This is a genomic window from Caballeronia sp. INML1, assembly GCF_023631085.1.
Classification (GTDB): Bacteria; Pseudomonadota; Gammaproteobacteria; order Burkholderiales; family Burkholderiaceae; genus Caballeronia; species Caballeronia turbans.
The window spans coordinates 221602-238778 of record NZ_JALQDT010000059.1 but is presented as its reverse complement, the minus strand read 5'-3'; the positions used below and the strand labels follow the sequence as shown (position 1 = coordinate 238778).

The following is a 17177-nucleotide window of genomic DNA, read 5'->3' as shown; positions in this document are numbered from 1 at the left end:
CGCTCAGGGCGAGGCGCTGCGCGCGATCGCGTTGGCGATGTCGCGGCTCACGCTCCCGAGCGCGCGGCTGTGCGCGGCCACGAGCGCATTCCAGTCTGCGCCGGCGACGGGCTCGCGCACGAGCGAGCGGCCGGACAGCCCGTTTTCGTCGCCGAAGCGGCGCACGGACCAGTGCGCGTCGATCGCGACGGTATCGCCGGGAACGGATTCGAACTGCTGGATATCGACGCGCACGCGCCATGCTTGCGGGTCCGCGAGCGAGCGCGAGGCGGGCGCGACGCGATCGGACCCGAGCAGCAACGTGAGATCGCCTGCGATGGCGCTCGCGATGCTGCTGTTGAGCGGCTCGCCCCAGCGCGCGTATTCGTTGAGCGCGACTTCGTTGTTCGTGTTGCGCGTGACGATCTGCGGCCGGTCGACGAGATCGGGCACCGTCACCGGCCCGACGATCACCGGCCGCGAGTTCGTGCGCGCGGCCGTCGCGGCGAGCGAGGGATCGGTGCTCAGCCGGTAGAAGCTCGCGGGTGGCGAACCGCACCCGGCGAGCAGAACGGCGAGTAAGAGAGAGAGCAGAGTGGACCGCATCACTTCTTGTCCTCCGGCTTGCCGCGCAGCAACGCTTCCGGATGCTGCTGCAGATAGTCCGCGAGACTGCGGAACGAGGCCGCCGTGCGCGTCAGTTCCCGGACCGCTTCGGCCGTGTCCTGCTGCAGGCCCGAATCCGGCATGAGCGTGGAATGCGCCGCATCGAGCGCGGCGCGGGCGGCGGCGAGCGTGGTCGCGGCTTGCGGCACGACTTGCGTGTTGAGGCCCTGCATCAGCGCGGTCGTGCTGTTGAGCGTCTGCCGCGCGCTCGCGGTCAGTTCCTCGATCGGCAGCTTGTCGATGCGCGTCATGATGCGGTTGATGGAATCCTGCATCGATTCGAGGCCGCTCGGCGTCGTCGGCAATTCGGGCGGACTGCGGTTCCAGTCGATGCTCGCCTTCTTCGCGCCCGGGAAGAAATCGAGCGAGACGTACAACTGGCCGGTGAGCAGGCTGCCCGTGCGCAACTGCCCGCGCAGGCCGCGCGAGACGAGCACGTCCGCGAGCGCGCGCCGGTCTGTCGCCACCCTGCCGCCCGTCGGCCCCGTGGCGAATCGCGACGTGAAGCGCTCCGGATACAGCCTGATCTCGACCGGAATGCTGATGCGCTTCGTGACCGGGTCGAAGCGCGTGTTGATGGCCGCCACCTCGCCGACCTGGATGCCGCGGAATTCCACCGGCGCGCCCACGGCGAGCCCGCGCACCGAGCCCGAGAAGTCGAACACATAGTTATCGACGATGCGCTCCTGCACGCGCAGCGCCTCGGCCCGTGTCGGATACAGATTGAAGGTCGTGTTGGGCGGCGCCTCGGCCCAGCTGAGCGACACGGCGGGCGTCTCGAACGCGAGCCCGCCCACGAGGATCGAGACGAGCGATTGCGTGTTGACCTTGAGCCCGTCGGTGCCGAGCGTGAGGTCGATGCCGCCCGCCTGCCAGAAGCGCGAATCCGCGTTGACGTAGCGGTCGTAGGGCGCGTTGACGAATATGTGCAGCGTGACGCCGCTGCCGTCCTTGTCGAGCTCGAAGGACGTCACCTGGCCGACCTGCAGGCGGCGGAAATAGATCGGCGTGCCGACATCGACCGAGCCGAGATCCGTCGCCTTCAGCACGAACTGCCGGCCGGGCACGTCGCTCGCGAAGACCGGCGGCGTTTCGAGGCCGGTGTAATCGCGCCGGTCCTGCTTCGCGCGCCCGATATCCATGCCGATATAGGCGCCCGAGAGCAACGTGCTGATGCCCGACACCGAGCCGCCCGCCACGCGCGGCCGCACGACCCAGAAGCGCGTGTCCTCGACGAGCATGTTGGTCGCGTCGCGCGTCAGCTCGGCCGTGGCGACCACGCGCTTGTAATCCTTCGACAGCGCGACCGACTTCACGAGGCCGATGTCCACGTCCTTGAACTTGATCTTCGTCTTGCCGGCTTCGATGCCTTCGCCCGTCTTGAAGCTGATCGTGACGGTCGGTCCCTGTTCGAGCACGGTTTTCGCGGCGAGCCAGATGCCGATCACCACCGCGACCGCCGGAACGACCCAGACCCACGGAATGCGCCAGCGCTTCTTCGGCGCAACTTCCGCATCGGGGATATCGCCGGGTGTGTTCATCGCCTTTCTTCCCGTGGCGGCGCGCTGTCCCAAATGAGGCGCGGATCGAACGACATCGCCGCGAACATCGTCAGCACGACGACCGCGCCGAACGCGATCGCCGCCGGACCGGCCTCGATCGTCGCCATCGCGCTGAACTGCACGAGCGCGACGAGCACGGCGATCACGTAGATATCGAGCATCGACCAGCGGCCCACCAGCTCGACGATGCGGTAGATGCGCGCGCGCTGCACGTTGCGCTGCGTCATGCGCAGATTCGCGGTGGCGGCGAGATAGCCGATCGCGAGAATCTTGAGCATCGGCACGGCGATGCTCGCAATGAACACGATGATCGCGAGCGGCCACGATCCCGAATGCCACAGGTACACGACGCCGCTCATGATCGTGTCCTTCTGCGCGCCGAAGAGCGAGCTCGTGTTCATGACCGGCAGCAGGTTCGCGGGCACGTAGAGAACCGCCGCGGAGATGAGATACGCCCACGTGCGCGACAGGCTCGCGGGCTTGCGCAGATGCAGATGGGCGCCGCAGCGCGGGCAGCACAGATGGTCATGACGCAGCGTGCCGCGCGTGGAGAGCCCGCATTCGTGACAGACGCAGATGCCGCTCGCCGCCGCCGTGCGCCCGTGAAGCGGCGTGTCGGCGGGCATGCCGGGCGGTGCGCCTTCGATGCGCATCCACATCGCGCGCTCGTCGAACGCGGACGTCGCCGCGACGAGCAGCAGCATCAGCGCGGCGAGCGACCACAGCGCCGGCCCGGTGACCACCGACGCGATATGCGCGAGCTTCACGACCGCGACCAGGAGACCGAGCATCAGCACTTCGGTCATGCCCCAGTTGCGCGCGACGCGCAGCAGACGGAACACGGCGTCGGCGTGCCAGGGTCTGCGGTTCAGATACAGCGGCAGCACGAGCCACACCGTGCCGAGCGCCTGCAGCGCGGGCATCAGGATCGTCGTGACGAAGATGAGGCCGGCGAGCGGCCACATGCCGTCGCGATAGAGCACGCGCACCGCGCCGATCAGCGTCGTTTCGACGAGATCGCCGTTCACCGCGAGGCCGACGATCGGAAACGCATTCGAGATCAGCCACAGCACGGAGGCGGCGAGCGCAAAGGCGAGCGCGCGGTCGAAGCCGCGTCCGCGACGGCGATAGAGCACGGCGCGGCAGCGGCAGCAGCGCAGGGCGCCGCCGGGCGGCACGCTGCCTTCGCGCTGGATCAGATCGCATTCGTGGCACGCGATCAGCGGGCGCGCGTCGTGTTGGTCGCGATCTTCGGATGTGACCGTGTTCATTGCACCGTCTGCGAAGCGGGCTGGCCCGGTTTGGCGGAATCGCCGGATGGCGTCGCCGATTGTTGCTGCGTCGTCATCTTGTCGGCCGCGACGACCCAGCCGCCGCCCATCACCTTGTAGAGCGTGACGAACGACACGAGCGCGGCGGCCTGCGTCTGGGTCTGCGAAAGCTGGGCGTTGAAGAGGCTGCGCTCGGCGTCGAGCACTTCGATATAACTCGTGTAGCCGCCTTCGTAGCGCGCCCGCGCGAGCCGCGAGTAAGTGGAGAGCGCGACGACCTGCCGGCCCTGCACTTCGAGTTGCTCGTGCAGCTTCTGCGACGCGATGAGCGCATCGTCGACTTCCTGGAACGCGACCTGGATCGACTTCTGATACGTGAGCAGCGCCGCCTGTTGCTGCGCTTCGGCGGACTGCACCTGGCCCGAGATATTGCCCGCCGTGAAGATCGGCTGCGTGATCTGACCCGCGAACGACCACACGCGCGCCGGCCCCGTGAAGAGCGACGAGAACTGGCCGCTCGCGGTGCCGAGCAACCCCGTCAGCGAAATCTGCGGGAAGTAGAGCGCGCGCGCCGCGCCGATGAGCGCGTTGGCCGCGGCCAGATCCTGTTCCGCCTGAAGCAGGTCGGGGCGCCGCTCCAGCAGATCGGAGGGCAGGCCCGCCGGGATGACGGGCGTCGAGAGTTCGCCGAGCGCGCGGCCGCGCATGATCGGCCCGGGATTCGCGCCCAGCAGCACCGAGAGCGCGTCTTCCTGCTGAGCGATCTGCGTTTCGAGCTGCGGAATCGTCGCCAGCGATGCTTCGTATTCGGACTGGCTCTGCGCGAGCTCCATCTGCGAGACTTCGCCGCCTTCGAAGCGCAACGTGAACACATGCACCGATTCGGCCCGGCTTTGCGTCGTCGCCTTGGCGATTTCGAGCTGCTTGTCGAAGCTGCGCAGATTCAGATACGCCGACGCCACCGAAGCCACCAGCGACAGAATTGTCGCGCGCCGGCCTTCCTCGCTCGACAGCAGATTCGCGCGCGCCGCCTCGGTGAGCCGCCGGTTGCGGCCGAAAATATCGAGTTCCCACGCCGCCGACACCGATACCTCGAAGCTGTTGTAGACCGGCCCGAAGCCGTTGAGCGGCTGCGGCCCCGCCGCCGACGTGCGCTGCCGCGCGGCCGCCGCGCCTGCCGAGACCTGCGGGAACAGCGCGGCGCGCGTCGTGACGAACTGGCCCATGAACTGTTCGACGCGCGCCGCCGCAATCTTCACGTCCTTGTTGTTCGCGAGGGCCGTCGAGATCAGCTCATCGAGCACCGGGTCCTGGAACTGCTTCCACCATTCGGTGTTCGCGGTGTCGGCGACTTCGGCCGTGGCGAAGCGGTACGTCGCCGGGGTATCGACCGGCTGGCGCGAGTAGTTCGGGCCGAGCAGGCAGCCGCTGAGCGATAGTGCCGCGGCGAGGCTGACGAGAGTGCGCCGCATGTCAGTCTCCCTTGTTCGGAGCGGACGGCGAAGCATTCGAGCCGCTTCCCGGTGCGTTATGCGGCTTCGCATCGGCGGCGGGCGCTTCGTCGCCTTTCTTTTTCTTGGAGCGCGAGGACATCGTTTCCAGTCCCCAGAAGAACATCGGAATGAAGAACACCGCGATGACCGTCGCGCCGAGCATCCCGCCGATCACGCCCGTGCCGATGGAATGCCGGCTGTTCGCGGACGCGCCCGTCGCGATGGCGAGCGGCACGCAGCCGAGAATGAACGCGAGCGAGGTCATCACGATCGGGCGCAGGCGCTCTTCGGCGGCGGTCATCGCCGCGTCGTACACGGACGCGCCCGCTTCGCGGTTCAGCACGGCGAACTCGAAGATGAGAATCGCGTTCTTCGCGGCGAGCGCGACGAGCATCGTCAGGCCGATCTGGAAGTACACGTCGTTGTTGAGGCCGCGCAGAAGAATGGCGAGCAGCGCGCCGAAGATCGCGAACGGCACCGCCATCAGCACGCCGAACGGCAGACTCCACTTCTCGTACTGCGCGGCGAGAATCAGGAAGACCATGATCAGGCCGAACACGAAGACGAGCGCCGACGAACTGCCCGACTGCTTCGCCTCGTACGCCTCGCCGCTCCACCCGATGCCGTAGTCCGACGGCAGGTCCCGCGCGATATCTTCCAGCGCCTGCATGACCTGTCCGGACGCGTAACCGGGCGCGGCGTTCGCCGTGATCTTCACCGCCGGAAAGTTGTTGAAACGCGTGATGAGATCGGGCCCCGTCACATAGCGCGTCGTGACCATGGACTTGAGCGGCACCATCTCGCCGCTCTTGCTCTTCACGAAGATCTGCGTGAGGTCGTCCGGCTTCAGGCGGTATTGCGGCTCCGCTTGCAGAATGACCTGCCAGAGCCGGCTCGACCGGTTGAACTGCGACACGTAGAGCGAGCCGAACATCGTCTGCATGGCGCTGTAGACATCCTCGACGGGCACGCCGAGCGTTTCGGCCTTGTCGCGATCGACATTGGCGAGCATCTGTTGCGACGACGCGTTGAAGGTCGAGGTGACTCCCGTCAGCTCCGGGCGCGCCTTGGCCTTGGCGACGAAATCGTCGACGAGGGCCGCGAACTGCCCGATGGTCGCGTCGCCCTTGCTCTGAATCCACATCTCGGTGCCGCCCGTCGTGCCCAGGCCCGGAATCGACGGCGGATTCAACGGCACGACGATGCCCTCCTTGATCTGCGACAGATGCCTGTACGCGTCGACGAGCACCGCGCGCGCATTCTGCGTGCGGATATTGTCCGACTTGTAGCGCTCCTCGAAACTCTTGAAGCCGACGAAGAACGTCGACGAGTTGTTCTTGTTCTGGCTATCGAGAATGCTGAAGCCATCGACGGTCGTGATGCTGCCGACCGCCGGCTGCTTCATGAAGTATTCGGTGACGCGGTCCGATACCGCGCCGGTGCGGTCGAGCGATGCGGCATCGGGCATGATCACCGCGCCGAGCAGATAACCCTGATCCTCGGGCGGCAGGAACGCGGTCGGTATGTCGCGCATCATGACGACGGCGAGCGCGATCATGCCGGCGAAGAGCAGCAGCGCGATCGCGAAGCGCTTGATGACGAGCCGCACGACGCTCGTGTAGCCGTGCGTCATGCGCATGAACTGGGCATCGAACCAGCGGAAAAAGCCTTTTTTCTCGTGATGCCCGGGCTTGAGCAGCAACGAGGCGAGCGCGGGCGACAAGGTCAGCGCGACGAGACCCGAGATCACCACCGAGATCGCGATCGTGATGGCGAACTGCTTGTACATCTGCCCCGTGATGCCGCTCAGGAACGCCACCGGCACGAACACCGCGCAGAGCACGAGCACGATGGCCACGACCGGCCCGGCCACTTCGTCCATCGCCTTCTTGGCGGCGGTCTTCGGATCGAGCTTGTGCACCGTCATGTTGCGCTCGACGTTCTCGATCACGACGATCGCATCGTCCACGACGATGCCGATTGCAAGCACCATGCCGAACAGCGTCAGCATGTTGATGGAAAAGCCGAGGGCCTCCATGCCCATGAACGTGCCGACGATCGACACCGGCACCGCGAGCACCGGAATCAATGTGGCACGCAGGCTTTGCAGGAACACGAACACGACGATGACGACCAGCACGACCGCTTCGAAGAACGTATGCACCACGTCGGAGATGGAGGCGCGCGTGAACTCCGTCGTGTCCATCGCGATTTCGTAGTCGATGCCCTGCGGGAACGTCTTCTTCATCTCGGCGAGCGACGCGCGCACCTGCTTCGACACGTCGAGCGCGTTCGCGCCCGGCTGCTGATAGACGGCCAGCACCGTCGCCGATTTGCCCTGGAAGCGGCTGCGGATCGAATAGTCTTTCTGCCCGAGCTCGGCGCGGCCCACGTCCTTCAGACGCACGATCGCGGCGCCGCCCGATTGCGCGCGAATGATGATGTTCTCGAACTCGGCGGGCTCGGTGAGCCGCCCGGTCGTCGTCACCGCGAAGGACTGCTCGACAGGCGCGCCCGTCGGCGATTGCCCGAGGCGGCCCACGGCGAACTGCTGGTTCTGGTTGGCGACGGCGCGCTGGACGTCGGCGGCGGTGATGCCGAGTTGCGCCATGCGGTCGGGCTTGAGCCAGATGCGCATCGCGTAATCGGGCGTGCCGAAGATGCTCGACTGATTCGCGCCGGGAATCCGCTTGAGCGCGTCGAGGACATACACGTTCGCGTAGTTGGCGATATACGTCGCGTCGTAGCGTTCGTCGGGCGAATAGATCGCGATGACCATCATGAACGCCTGCGACTTCTTCTGCACCTGCACGCCCTGCGCCGTCACTGACTGCGGCAGTTGCGGCAAAGCGAGGTTCACGCGGTTCTGCACGTCGACCTGCGCGAGCTCCGGGTTCGTGCCGATCTGGAAGTACGCGTTGATGGTCAGGTTGCCCGTCGACGAACTCGACGAGCTCATGTAGATCATGTTGTCCGCGCCGTTGACCTGCTGCTCGATCGGCGCGGCGACGTTGTTGGCGACCACGTCCGCGCTCGCGCCCGGATAGGTCGCGGAGATCGTGATCTGCGGCGGCGTGATGTCGGGATACTGCGCCGTGGGCAGCGCGAGCATGGTCAGCGCGCCGCCCAGCGTGATGACGATCGAAATGACCGACGCGAAAATGGGACGGTCAATGCAGAAATGTGAAATGTTCATTGGCCTCTTCCGCGCGACGTGCTTTCGATAGTGGTCAGATCAAATCACTTTTCCGTCCCGCCGCTTGCGTTCTTCGTCTGCCCGAGCGACGCCTCCTGAGCGCCCGACGCCGCCGCGCCGCCCGCGGCGGGCGCTGCGGGTGCCGGGGGTGCCGCGACGACGCGAACCTGCGAATCCGCTCCGACCCGGATCGCGCCATCGACGATCACGCGCTCGCCCGCCTTCAGGCCGCTCGTGATGAACCAGTCGTCGCCATGCCATTCGCCGACTTCGATGACACGCTGATGCGGCTTCGACTGCTCGTCGAGCACCCACACGAAGTGGCTCTTCGCGCCCTGCAGCACGGCGCGTTGCGGCACGAGAATGGCGTTGGGCCGCAGCGCGCCCGTGACACGCGCCTTCACGAACTGGCCGGGCCGCAGCGTGCCTTGCGGATTCGCGAATACCGCGCGCACGAGAAACGTGCCCGTCTCCGTGCTGAAGGCCGGATTCGTGAAGTCGATGCGGCCGGTCTGCGGATAGACCGAGCCGTCGGCCTGGATGACGGTGACATCGAACTTGTTGTCGGACGGAAAGCGCAACTGGCCTTTCTTGATCTGCTCGCGATAAGTCAGCAACTCGTTCTCCGAGATGCTGAAATTCACCCACATCGGGTCGAGCTGATAGACGTAGGTGAGCAGGCCCGATTGCGTCGGCGTCACGTAGCTGCCTTCCTGCACGCGCGCGAAGCTGGAGAGGCCCTTGAGCGGCGAGCGGATCGTCGTGTAGCTCAGGTTGAGCTCAGCGGTCTGCACTTCGCCTTTCGCGGCGATGACGGCGGCCTCGGCGCTCTTCTCGTTGCCGACGGCGTCATCCAGATCCTTCTTGCTCAACGCGTTCATCGCGGCGAGCGGCTTCACGCGCGAGAGATTCTGCTGCGTGACGAGCAGCCGCGCCTGCTGCTGCGCGAGCGAGCCCTTGGCGGTCTGCAGCGCGGCTTCGAAGGGGCGCTTGTCCATGATGAACATCACCTGGCCCGCCTGAACGAGCGCGCCTTCGGTGTACACGCGCTTTTCCAGGAAGCCGTCGACGCGCGCGCGTATTTCGACTTCACGCGAGCTCTGCGTCTGCGCGGTGAATTCGAAATCGACGGGCGTCGTTTGCGCGGCGACGGTCACGACGGTGACATCGACGGCGGGCTTCGGCGCTTCGGGCGGCGGCTTCCTGCACGCCACGAGCGAGAGCGATGCGAGCGCGGCGGCCGCGACGAGACGCAGCGCGCGCACCCGGCGCGAGGGTTGAGCGAACGAGCAGCAGTCCAGCATCTGTTCCGACACGAACGCCATAGGCGCCTCCCTCTTGGGATGGCCGATCGTTGATGAGCGAGCGCGCCGGCAGGCGCCTCGCCACGACATGCTCGCGGTGTGCGTTTCAGCGAATGCGTGCCCGGAAGGCATGCGTTCGCCATGCGATGAAATCGCGCGGGACAGGACTCTTGGGCGACGTCAGCGAGCGCGAGCCTGATGCTTGTGATGTGTCGTAGCTGCCTCCGGTTTTGACGGTCGAGTTATAGCCAGAGATGCTCATGATTCGCCACGGCGTAGCGTGACGTGCGTGACGAGTCTACTAATAGCTGAATACGGATGAAAACGCCATAGCGTTTAATGCCATTTCCACTGAACGCTGTGGATCGGAATGTGCAGCAATTACTGAACAACTGGCAGGGCGAGGATTGTCTCGCACGCTTTCGGAAAGGGTATGGCGCAATGTGAAACGTCGGCACCGATTGTGCGCTGACGCTGTGGGAGCGAACGCTCGATCGTCTGTTGCGCGTTACGGCAGCAGGCGCCATGCTTCGCGTAAACCCCGTCAAAAGAAAGTGCCTCGCGTAAGAAACGGGTAAGCGCGCGCTTTTACCTTAGTCTCCAGCGCATCGAAAACAGAACTCGCCTGAAATGTATGCGCGAGAGCATCGGTTGACGTCCCCGCCCCGGGGATTTCCTTACTCATACGCATCGCTGATCGTTCGCGCGCCGCGCCGAACGCGGGCGTTGTCGCACGCAGAGAAGAGACTTTCATGCAGGAGACGGAAATGGATCTCAAGGTCGTAGAAAAAATCAAGTCGAGCGCCGCTTACCGCGAACTGGTGCGAAAACGCTCGAAGCTCGGATGGACGCTGACGGCGCTCGTGCTGGTCGTCTACTACGGCTACGTGTTGCTCATCGCGTTCAACAAGGATCTGCTCGCCGCGAAGATGGGCGCGGGCGTGATGACCTGGGGCATGCCGATCGGCCTGTTCGTGATCGTCTTCACGGTCGTGATCACGGGCCTCTACGTGCACCACGCCAACAGCACATATGACGAACTCACGGACCAGATCAAGCGGGAGGCCGCATGAAGCCGCAACGTATCTTCGCAGCAGGCGCGCTCTTCGCGGCCTCCGCCGGCGCCTTCGCCGCGGGCGGCGACCTCGGTCAGGCGGTGAAGCAGGCGACCAACTGGACCGCGATCTCCATGTTCATCGCGTTCGTGATCGCGACGCTCTTCATCACCAAATGGGCCGCGAAAAAGACACGCTCGGCGGCCGAGTTCTACACCGCGGGCGGCGGCATCACCGGCTTTCAGAACGGGCTCGCGATCGCGGGCGATTTCATGTCGGCGGCGTCGTTTCTCGGCATCTCGGCGGCGGTCTACAGCAATGGCTATGACGGCCTCATCTATTCGATCGGCTTTCTCGTCGGCTGGCCGATCATCACGTTCCTGATGGCGGAGCGTCTGCGCAATCTCGGCCGCTTCACCTTCGCCGATGTCGCCGCATACCGCTTCAAGCAGACGCCGATTCGCGCGTTCGCGGCGTCGGGCACGCTCGTCGTCGTGGCGTTCTATCTGATTGCGCAGATGGTCGGCGCGGGGCAACTCATCAAGTTGCTGTTCGGCCTCGAATACTGGATCGCGGTGGTGATCGTCGGCGCGCTGATGATGGTGTACGTGCTCTTCGGCGGCATGACCGCGACGACGTGGGTGCAGATCATCAAGGCATGCCTGCTGCTCGCGGGGGCTTCGTTCATGGCGTTCATGGTGCTGTGGCAATTCCACTTCAGTCCGGAAGCGCTCTTTGCGAAGGCCGTCGATGTGCACGAGAAGAAGGCGTCGATCATGGGGCCGGGCAACTTCATCAAGGACCCGATCTCGGCGATCTCCTTCGGCATTGCGCTGATGTTCGGCACGGCCGGCCTGCCGCACATCCTGATGCGCTTCTTCACCGTGCCCAACGCAAAGGAAGCGCGCAAGTCCGTGTTCTGGGCGACCACGTGGATCGGCTACTTTTACATCCTCACGTTCATCATCGGCTTCGGCGCGATCGTGCTGGTGAGCACCAACCCGATCTTCAAGGATGCGGGCGGCAAGCTGCTCGGCGGCACGAACATGGCGGCGGTGCATCTGGCGAGCGCGGTCGGTGGCAACGTGTTCCTCGGCTTCATCTCGGCGGTTGCGTTCGCAACGATTCTCGCGGTCGTCGCGGGTCTCACGCTTGCGGGCGCATCGGCGGTTTCGCATGATCTCTATGCGACCGTGTTCAAGAAGGGCAAGGCGTCGAGCGCGAGCGAACTGCGTGTGTCGCGCATGACGACGATCGTGCTCGGCATCGTCGCAGTGGTGCTCGGCATCGTGTTCGAGAAGCAGAACATCGCGTTCATGGTGTCGCTCGCGTTCGCGGTGGCGGCGTCGGCCAACTTCCCGGTGCTCTTCATGTCGGTGCTGTGGCGCGGCTGCACGACACGCGGCGCGGCCGTGGGCGGCTTCCTCGGCCTGCTCTCGGCGGTCGTGATGACCGTGCTCTCCAAAGCCGTGTGGGTCGATGTATTCCACTACGCGAGCGCGCCGTTCCCGTATGCATCGCCCGCGCTGTTCTCGATGGCGATCGGCTTCATCGGCATCTGGCTCTTCTCGGTGACCGACCAATCCGCGCGTGCGCGCATCGACAAGGCCGGCTTCGAAGCGCAGACGGTGCGTTCCGAAACGGGCATCGGCGCGGTCGAGGGCGCGAGCCACTGATCGCCCAGCGGCGGCGCGTTGTCCGATGCGCCGCCGCATTCGTATACCGGAGATGCCGCGCGCGTCGCGAATGGCGAGTAAAAAATGCGTTAAGCTCGATGGAACCGTGCAGGAAGCGCCTTACGCATTGGAGCGAGCCATGCAATTGCAGTGCCCCAGTCTTTTCGAGCAGTCGGCTTATATCGGCGGCGCCTGGGTCGACAACACTTCGCTGCCGCGCGTGCCTGTCACGAATCCTTCCACGGGCGAGATCATCGGCTCCGTGCCGCAAGTCACGGCGGAGCAAGTGACCGATGCCATCGAGTGCGCAAGTGCGGCGTTGCAGGACTGGCGCAACTGGAGCAGCCGCGAGCGCGCGTCGGTGCTGAGGGAGTGGGCACGCCTCGTCGAGCATCATCGCGACGATCTCGCCATCATTCTGTGCAGCGAGCAAGGCAAGCCGCTGCACGAAGCGCGCTCCGAAATCACGCAGGCCGCGAATTATCTGGACTGGTTCGCCGAGGAAGCGCGCCGCATCTACGGCGACAACATTCCCGCGCCGCGCCGCAATCAGCGCATCCGCGTGCTGCATCAGCCGGTCGGCGTATGTGGCGCGATCACGTCATGGACGTTTCCCTCGTCGATGGTCGCGCGACGCGTCGGCGCCGCGCTCGCGGCGGGCTGCACGGTCATTCATCATCCGGATCCGCAGACGCCGTACTCGGCGCTCGCGCTGTGCGCGCTCGGCGAGAACGCAGGCTTGCCGCGCGGCGTGCTGTCCGTGCTCACGGGCGAGGGCGAGCCGATCAGAAGCACGCTGCTCGCGAGCCCGGATGTGCGCAAAGTGTCGTTCACCGGTTCCATCGACGAAGGCAAGCGGCTGATGAGCCTGTGCGCGTCCACCGTGAAGAAGATGTCGCTCGAACTGGGCGCGAACTGTCCTTTCATCGTGTTCGACGATGCGGACATAGACCTTGCCGTTAAAGGCGCGCTCGATGCGCGTTTCCGTCACTCGGGCCAGGCGGCGATGTGCGCGAATCGCTTCTTCGTGCATGAAGACGTGTGCGAGACCTTCGTCGCGAAGCTCGTGTCGAAGGTCGCGTTGCTCAAGGTGAGCGACGGGCTGGACGAAGGCGCGCAGATCGGCCCGCTCATCGACGACGCGGCGGTGACGCGCATCGAAAGTCTCGTCGATGAAGCGGTCAGGCTCGGCGCGACGGTCGCGGCGGGCGGTTCGCGTGTCGCGCCCGGATCGAATTTCTTCAGGCCGACGGTGCTGACGGGCGTCGATCCGTCGATGAGCGTGTGCGGCGACGAAGTCCTCGGGCCGATCGCGAGCGTGCTCCCGTTCAGGGACGAGGACGACGTCATCACGTTCGCGAACGACACGCGCACCGGGCTCGCGGCTTACTTCTACACGGCGGATATCAGCCGCGCGTTTCGCGTGATGGAAGCGCTCGAATGCGGTGTCGTCGGCGTAAACGACAGCCTCGTCTTCAACGAAGTCGCGCCGTTCGGCGGCATCAAGGAGTCCGGGATGGGACGCGAGGGGGCGTCCTCGGGCGTCGAGGAGTATCTGGAGGCGAAGTACGTCTGTTTCGGAAATCTGGAGCGGTAGGGCTTCGACCCGCCATCACTCCGGCGGCCTCACCACCAGAATCGGCAAATGACTATGCGTCAGCACCTTTTGCGTTTCGCTTCCGAGCAATAGCCCGCGAATGCCGCCGTGACCGTGTGAGGCCATGACGATGAGATCGCAGTGCCGCGTCTTCGCCGTATCGAGGATCGCCTCATACGGGTGCGTTCCCGTAGGCGTTTCCGTGTCGCACTCCACGCCCGCCTGCACCGCGATGCTCCTGAGATTATCGAGGTAGAGCCGGGCGCGCGCCTGATCGGCGACCTGAAGCTCATCCTGATTCGCTCCGGCCATCTCGGCGCTGTACACGGTCGTATGAAGCGGCCGCACCATATAAAGACCGGTAATGCGCGCGTTGTTCTCTTTGGCGAGCGCAACCGCCATGCGCACCGCCGCTTCCGATAGCGCGGAACCGTCCGTGGGAACCAGCAGATGGTTGAACATGATGACGTCCTCCGGTTCTCTGGGGACATGAGGGAAATTCCAGTATAGGCGAGCGCCCGGGCAGCCTGCACGAAAATCACATCCGCCCAGGCTCCCTTCAGCGCACGCGATGAATGCTAGCGGCCCATCGCCGCCGCAGCCTCTTCATGCAGGCGCACGGTCATGACGGGCGCTTCGGGCCCCACGTGCGACAGCTTCATCAGACGCGGTTGCAGCAGCAGCGCGACGAGCCCGCTCCAACCCGTCTGATGCGAAGCGCCGACGCCGCGTCCGCTGTCGCCGTGAAAGTACTCGTGAAAGAGAATGAGATCCTGCGAGCGCGGATCGGCTTGCAGCATCGGATATGCAGCCATCACGGGCCGCTTGCCATCGGCATCTTTCAGGAAGAGCGTGCTGACGCGCCGCGACAGATCGTCGGCGATTTCATTCAGCGAATGCATCTTGCCCGATCCCGTCGGATGCTCGACGCGAAATTCATCCCCATAGTAGCGATGAAACTCGTAGAGCGATTCGATCAGTAGATAGTTGACCGGCATCCAGATCGGTCCGCGCCAGTTCGAATTGCCGCCGAACACGCGCGAATCCGACTCCGCGGGCACGTACCGGATGCAGACGTTCACGCCATCGTGATCGAAGACATAAGGCTTGTCGCAATGCACGCGCGACAATGCGCGCACGCCATAGTCGGAAAGAAATTCGCCTGGATCGAGCGTGCGCCGCAAAAGCGCTTTCATGCGATGTCCGCGCAATAACGAAAGCAGGGTGGTGTTGCCCTTGCCGGGCTCGGTCCAGCGCGACACGAGTTTCGCGAGATTCGGCCGATGATCGAGAAACCACGCAAGCCTTTCGCGCAGTCCCGGCAGATCGCCGTACACGCGCTCTTCGAGCACATGCACCGCGAAAAGCGGTATCAGCCCGACGATGGATCGAATGCGCATCGGCACGCGCGTGCCATTTGGCAGATGCAGCACGTCATAGAAGAATTCGTCGCTGCCGTCCCACAGGCCCGTGTTGCAGACTTCGCCGCAACTCACTGCTTCCGCGATATACAGGAAGTGCTCGAAGAATTTCACCGCGATCTCGACATACGACTCGTTGGTCATCGCGAGCTCGAGGCCGATCTGCATGAGGTCGAGCGCATACGAGGCCATCCATGCGGTGCCGTCTGCCTGATCGATGCGTCCGCCCGTCGGCAGCGGCTGCGAGCGGTCGAAGATGCCGATGTTGTCGAGCCCGAGAAAACCGCCCTGAAAAATGTTGCGGTCGTCGGCGTCCTTGCGGTTGACCCACCACGCGAAGTTGAGCAGCAGCTTGTGAAACATCACTTCGAGAAACGCGTGATCGCCGATGCCGGTCATCTCGCGATCGAGCTCGAACACGCGCCATGTCGCCCATGCGTGAACGGGCGGATTCGCATCGCCGAAGGCCCATTCGTACGCGGGCAATTGCCCGTTCGGATGCATGTAGCGCTCTTTCACGAGCAGCGCTAATTGCTTCTTCGCGAAGTCCGGATCGATCGTCGCGAACGCGACCGCATGAAACGCGAGATCCCACGACGCGTACCATGGGTACTCCCATTTGTCGGGCATGGATACGACGTCGCCGTTGCACATGTGCCGCCAGTCCGCATTGCGGCCATGCCGACGTTCTCTGGGCGGCGTGGGCTGGCCCGGATCGCCGTCATGCCAGCGCGTGACGTCGAACTGGTAATACTGCTTCGTCCATAACATGCCGGCGAGCGCCTGGCGCTGCACGAGACGCGCGTCGGCATCGTCGATGTCGTGTTGCAGCGTCGCGTAGAACTCGTCGGCTTCCGCTTCGCGGCGCGCGAAAAGCTGCGCCAGGTCGAGCGGCGGATCGTTCGAAACCGATGCCGGGCGCCAGCGCAGATACATCGCCGAGCGCTCATGCGGACCGAGTTGCAGACACGCATGCGCGGCGCTGCGCGTGCCGCGGTCGCGCCGGATCGCGTGCTCGTCGCCTTCGACGATATAGTCGTTGAAGCCGTCCTTGAATGATCCCGCGCCTTCGATGCCGAAGATGCGACGAACGTTCGTTTCGTTTTCGCAAAAGAGCCATTCGATGGGCGCTTCTGCCGAGGCCGTAACCAGCATCGCGCCATACGAAGGATTGTGCGCGACGACGCGCGCCCCTTCCCGCGCGTGCTGCTCGAACGTCAGCGAAGGCTTGCCCCACTTGCTCGACCACGACCATCGGTTGCGCGCCCAGAACTGCGGCAGCACATGCAGCGTCGCGGCCTCGTTCGCGCGATTCTCGATGGTTACGCGCATCACGATGTCATCGGGCGTGTGCTTCGCATACTCGACGCAGACATCGAAGTAACGATCGCCATCGAACACACCGGTATCGAGCACTTCGTATTCGGGAAGCGCCGGGCCGCGCCGCCTGTTCTCGTCGATGAGCTGCTGATACGGATAGGCGTCGTGCGGATACTTGTACAGCATCTTCATGTACGAATGCGTCGGCGTGCCGTCGAGATAAAAGTACAGCTCCTTCACATCCTCGCCATGATTGCCTTGCTCGTTCGTGAGGCCGAAGAGCCGTTCCTTGATGATCGGGTCACGCCCGTTCCACAATGCGAGCGACGCACACCAGTCAAGCGGGTCGTTGCCGAATCCGGCGATGCCGTCCTCGCCCCAGCGATACATCCGGCTGCGCGCATGATCGTGCGGAAAGTAATCCCAGGCGGTTCCGTATTCGCTGTAATCCTCGCGAACGGTGCCCCATTGACGCTCGCTCAGATACGGTCCCCAGCGTCGCCACTGGCCGAGTTCGGCGCCATGCAGGCGAGCGCCTTCTTTGGTTTGCAAGAGATGGATTGCGCGTAGCGGTGGCATGCGATCTCCGGTCCGGATAGCCATCCAATGGGTTCGATGCGCGGTTCTCCGATGATAA

Annotated in this window: 11 protein-coding genes; 3 read left to right on the top strand and 8 right to left on the bottom strand. The window is 64.6% G+C overall.

All coding sequences use genetic code 11. The annotated features are described in order from the left end of the window. Positions 1-3: 3 nt before the first annotated feature. From NCR38_RS24030 to NCR38_RS24005, 6 genes are read right to left on the bottom strand one after another with little or no spacing between them, the layout of a single operon-like run. Positions 4-585, bottom strand: coding sequence for a membrane integrity-associated transporter subunit PqiC (locus NCR38_RS24030; protein WP_061117221.1), 582 nt, complete (start codon positions 583-585; stop codon positions 4-6). Further along, positions 585-2186: an intermembrane transport protein PqiB gene (locus NCR38_RS24025; protein ID WP_061117220.1), complete on the bottom strand. Its 1602-nt coding sequence runs from the start codon at positions 2184-2186 to the stop codon at positions 585-587. The genes NCR38_RS24030 and NCR38_RS24025 overlap by 1 nt, the downstream gene beginning before the upstream one ends. Then, on the bottom strand, positions 2183-3478 hold the full coding sequence (locus NCR38_RS24020; RefSeq protein ID WP_061117219.1) for a paraquat-inducible protein A: 1296 nt from the start codon (positions 3476-3478) through the stop codon (positions 2183-2185). The genes NCR38_RS24025 and NCR38_RS24020 overlap by 4 nt, the downstream gene beginning before the upstream one ends. Further along, positions 3475-4950: an efflux transporter outer membrane subunit gene (locus tag NCR38_RS24015; RefSeq protein WP_061117218.1), complete on the bottom strand. Its 1476-nt coding sequence runs from the start codon at positions 4948-4950 to the stop codon at positions 3475-3477. The genes NCR38_RS24020 and NCR38_RS24015 overlap by 4 nt, the downstream gene beginning before the upstream one ends. 1 nt (position 4951) lies before the next feature. After that, entirely contained in the window at positions 4952-8167 is a 3216-nt protein-coding gene (locus NCR38_RS24010; protein ID WP_061117217.1) for an efflux RND transporter permease subunit, read from the bottom strand. 44 nt (positions 8168-8211) lie between these two features. Next, positions 8212-9492 carry an efflux RND transporter periplasmic adaptor subunit gene (locus tag NCR38_RS24005; protein WP_061117216.1) on the bottom strand — a complete coding sequence of 427 codons (1281 nt, stop codon included), beginning with the start codon at positions 9490-9492 and terminating at the stop codon, positions 8212-8214. Between the two features lie 746 nt (positions 9493-10238). Here NCR38_RS24005 and NCR38_RS24000 point away from each other — a divergent pair. The 3 genes from NCR38_RS24000 (at position 10239) to NCR38_RS23990 (ending at position 13799) form a co-directional block, all read left to right on the top strand. After that, positions 10239-10544 (top strand): DUF485 domain-containing protein, encoded by a 306-nt coding sequence (locus tag NCR38_RS24000; protein ID WP_061117215.1) that lies wholly within the window; start codon positions 10239-10241, stop codon positions 10542-10544. After that, positions 10541-12202, top strand: a complete 1662-nt coding sequence (locus tag NCR38_RS23995) for a cation acetate symporter (protein ID WP_061117214.1) — start codon at positions 10541-10543, stop codon at positions 12200-12202. The genes NCR38_RS24000 and NCR38_RS23995 overlap by 4 nt, the downstream gene beginning before the upstream one ends. Positions 12203-12341: 139 nt before the next feature. Then, positions 12342-13799 (top strand): NAD-dependent succinate-semialdehyde dehydrogenase, encoded by a 1458-nt coding sequence (locus tag NCR38_RS23990; RefSeq protein WP_061117284.1) that lies wholly within the window; start codon positions 12342-12344, stop codon positions 13797-13799. Positions 13800-13814: 15 nt separating this feature from the next. Here NCR38_RS23990 and NCR38_RS23985 read toward each other — a convergent pair whose 3' ends face one another. Next, positions 13815-14261: a universal stress protein gene (locus tag NCR38_RS23985; protein ID WP_061117213.1), complete on the bottom strand. Its 447-nt coding sequence runs from the start codon at positions 14259-14261 to the stop codon at positions 13815-13817. A gap of 116 nt (positions 14262-14377) precedes the next feature. Next, the gene (locus tag NCR38_RS23980; RefSeq protein WP_061117212.1) at positions 14378-17119 is read right to left on the bottom strand and encodes an MGH1-like glycoside hydrolase domain-containing protein; all 2742 of its coding nucleotides are present in this window, start codon (positions 17117-17119) and stop codon (positions 14378-14380) included. Positions 17120-17177 lie beyond the last annotated feature (58 nt).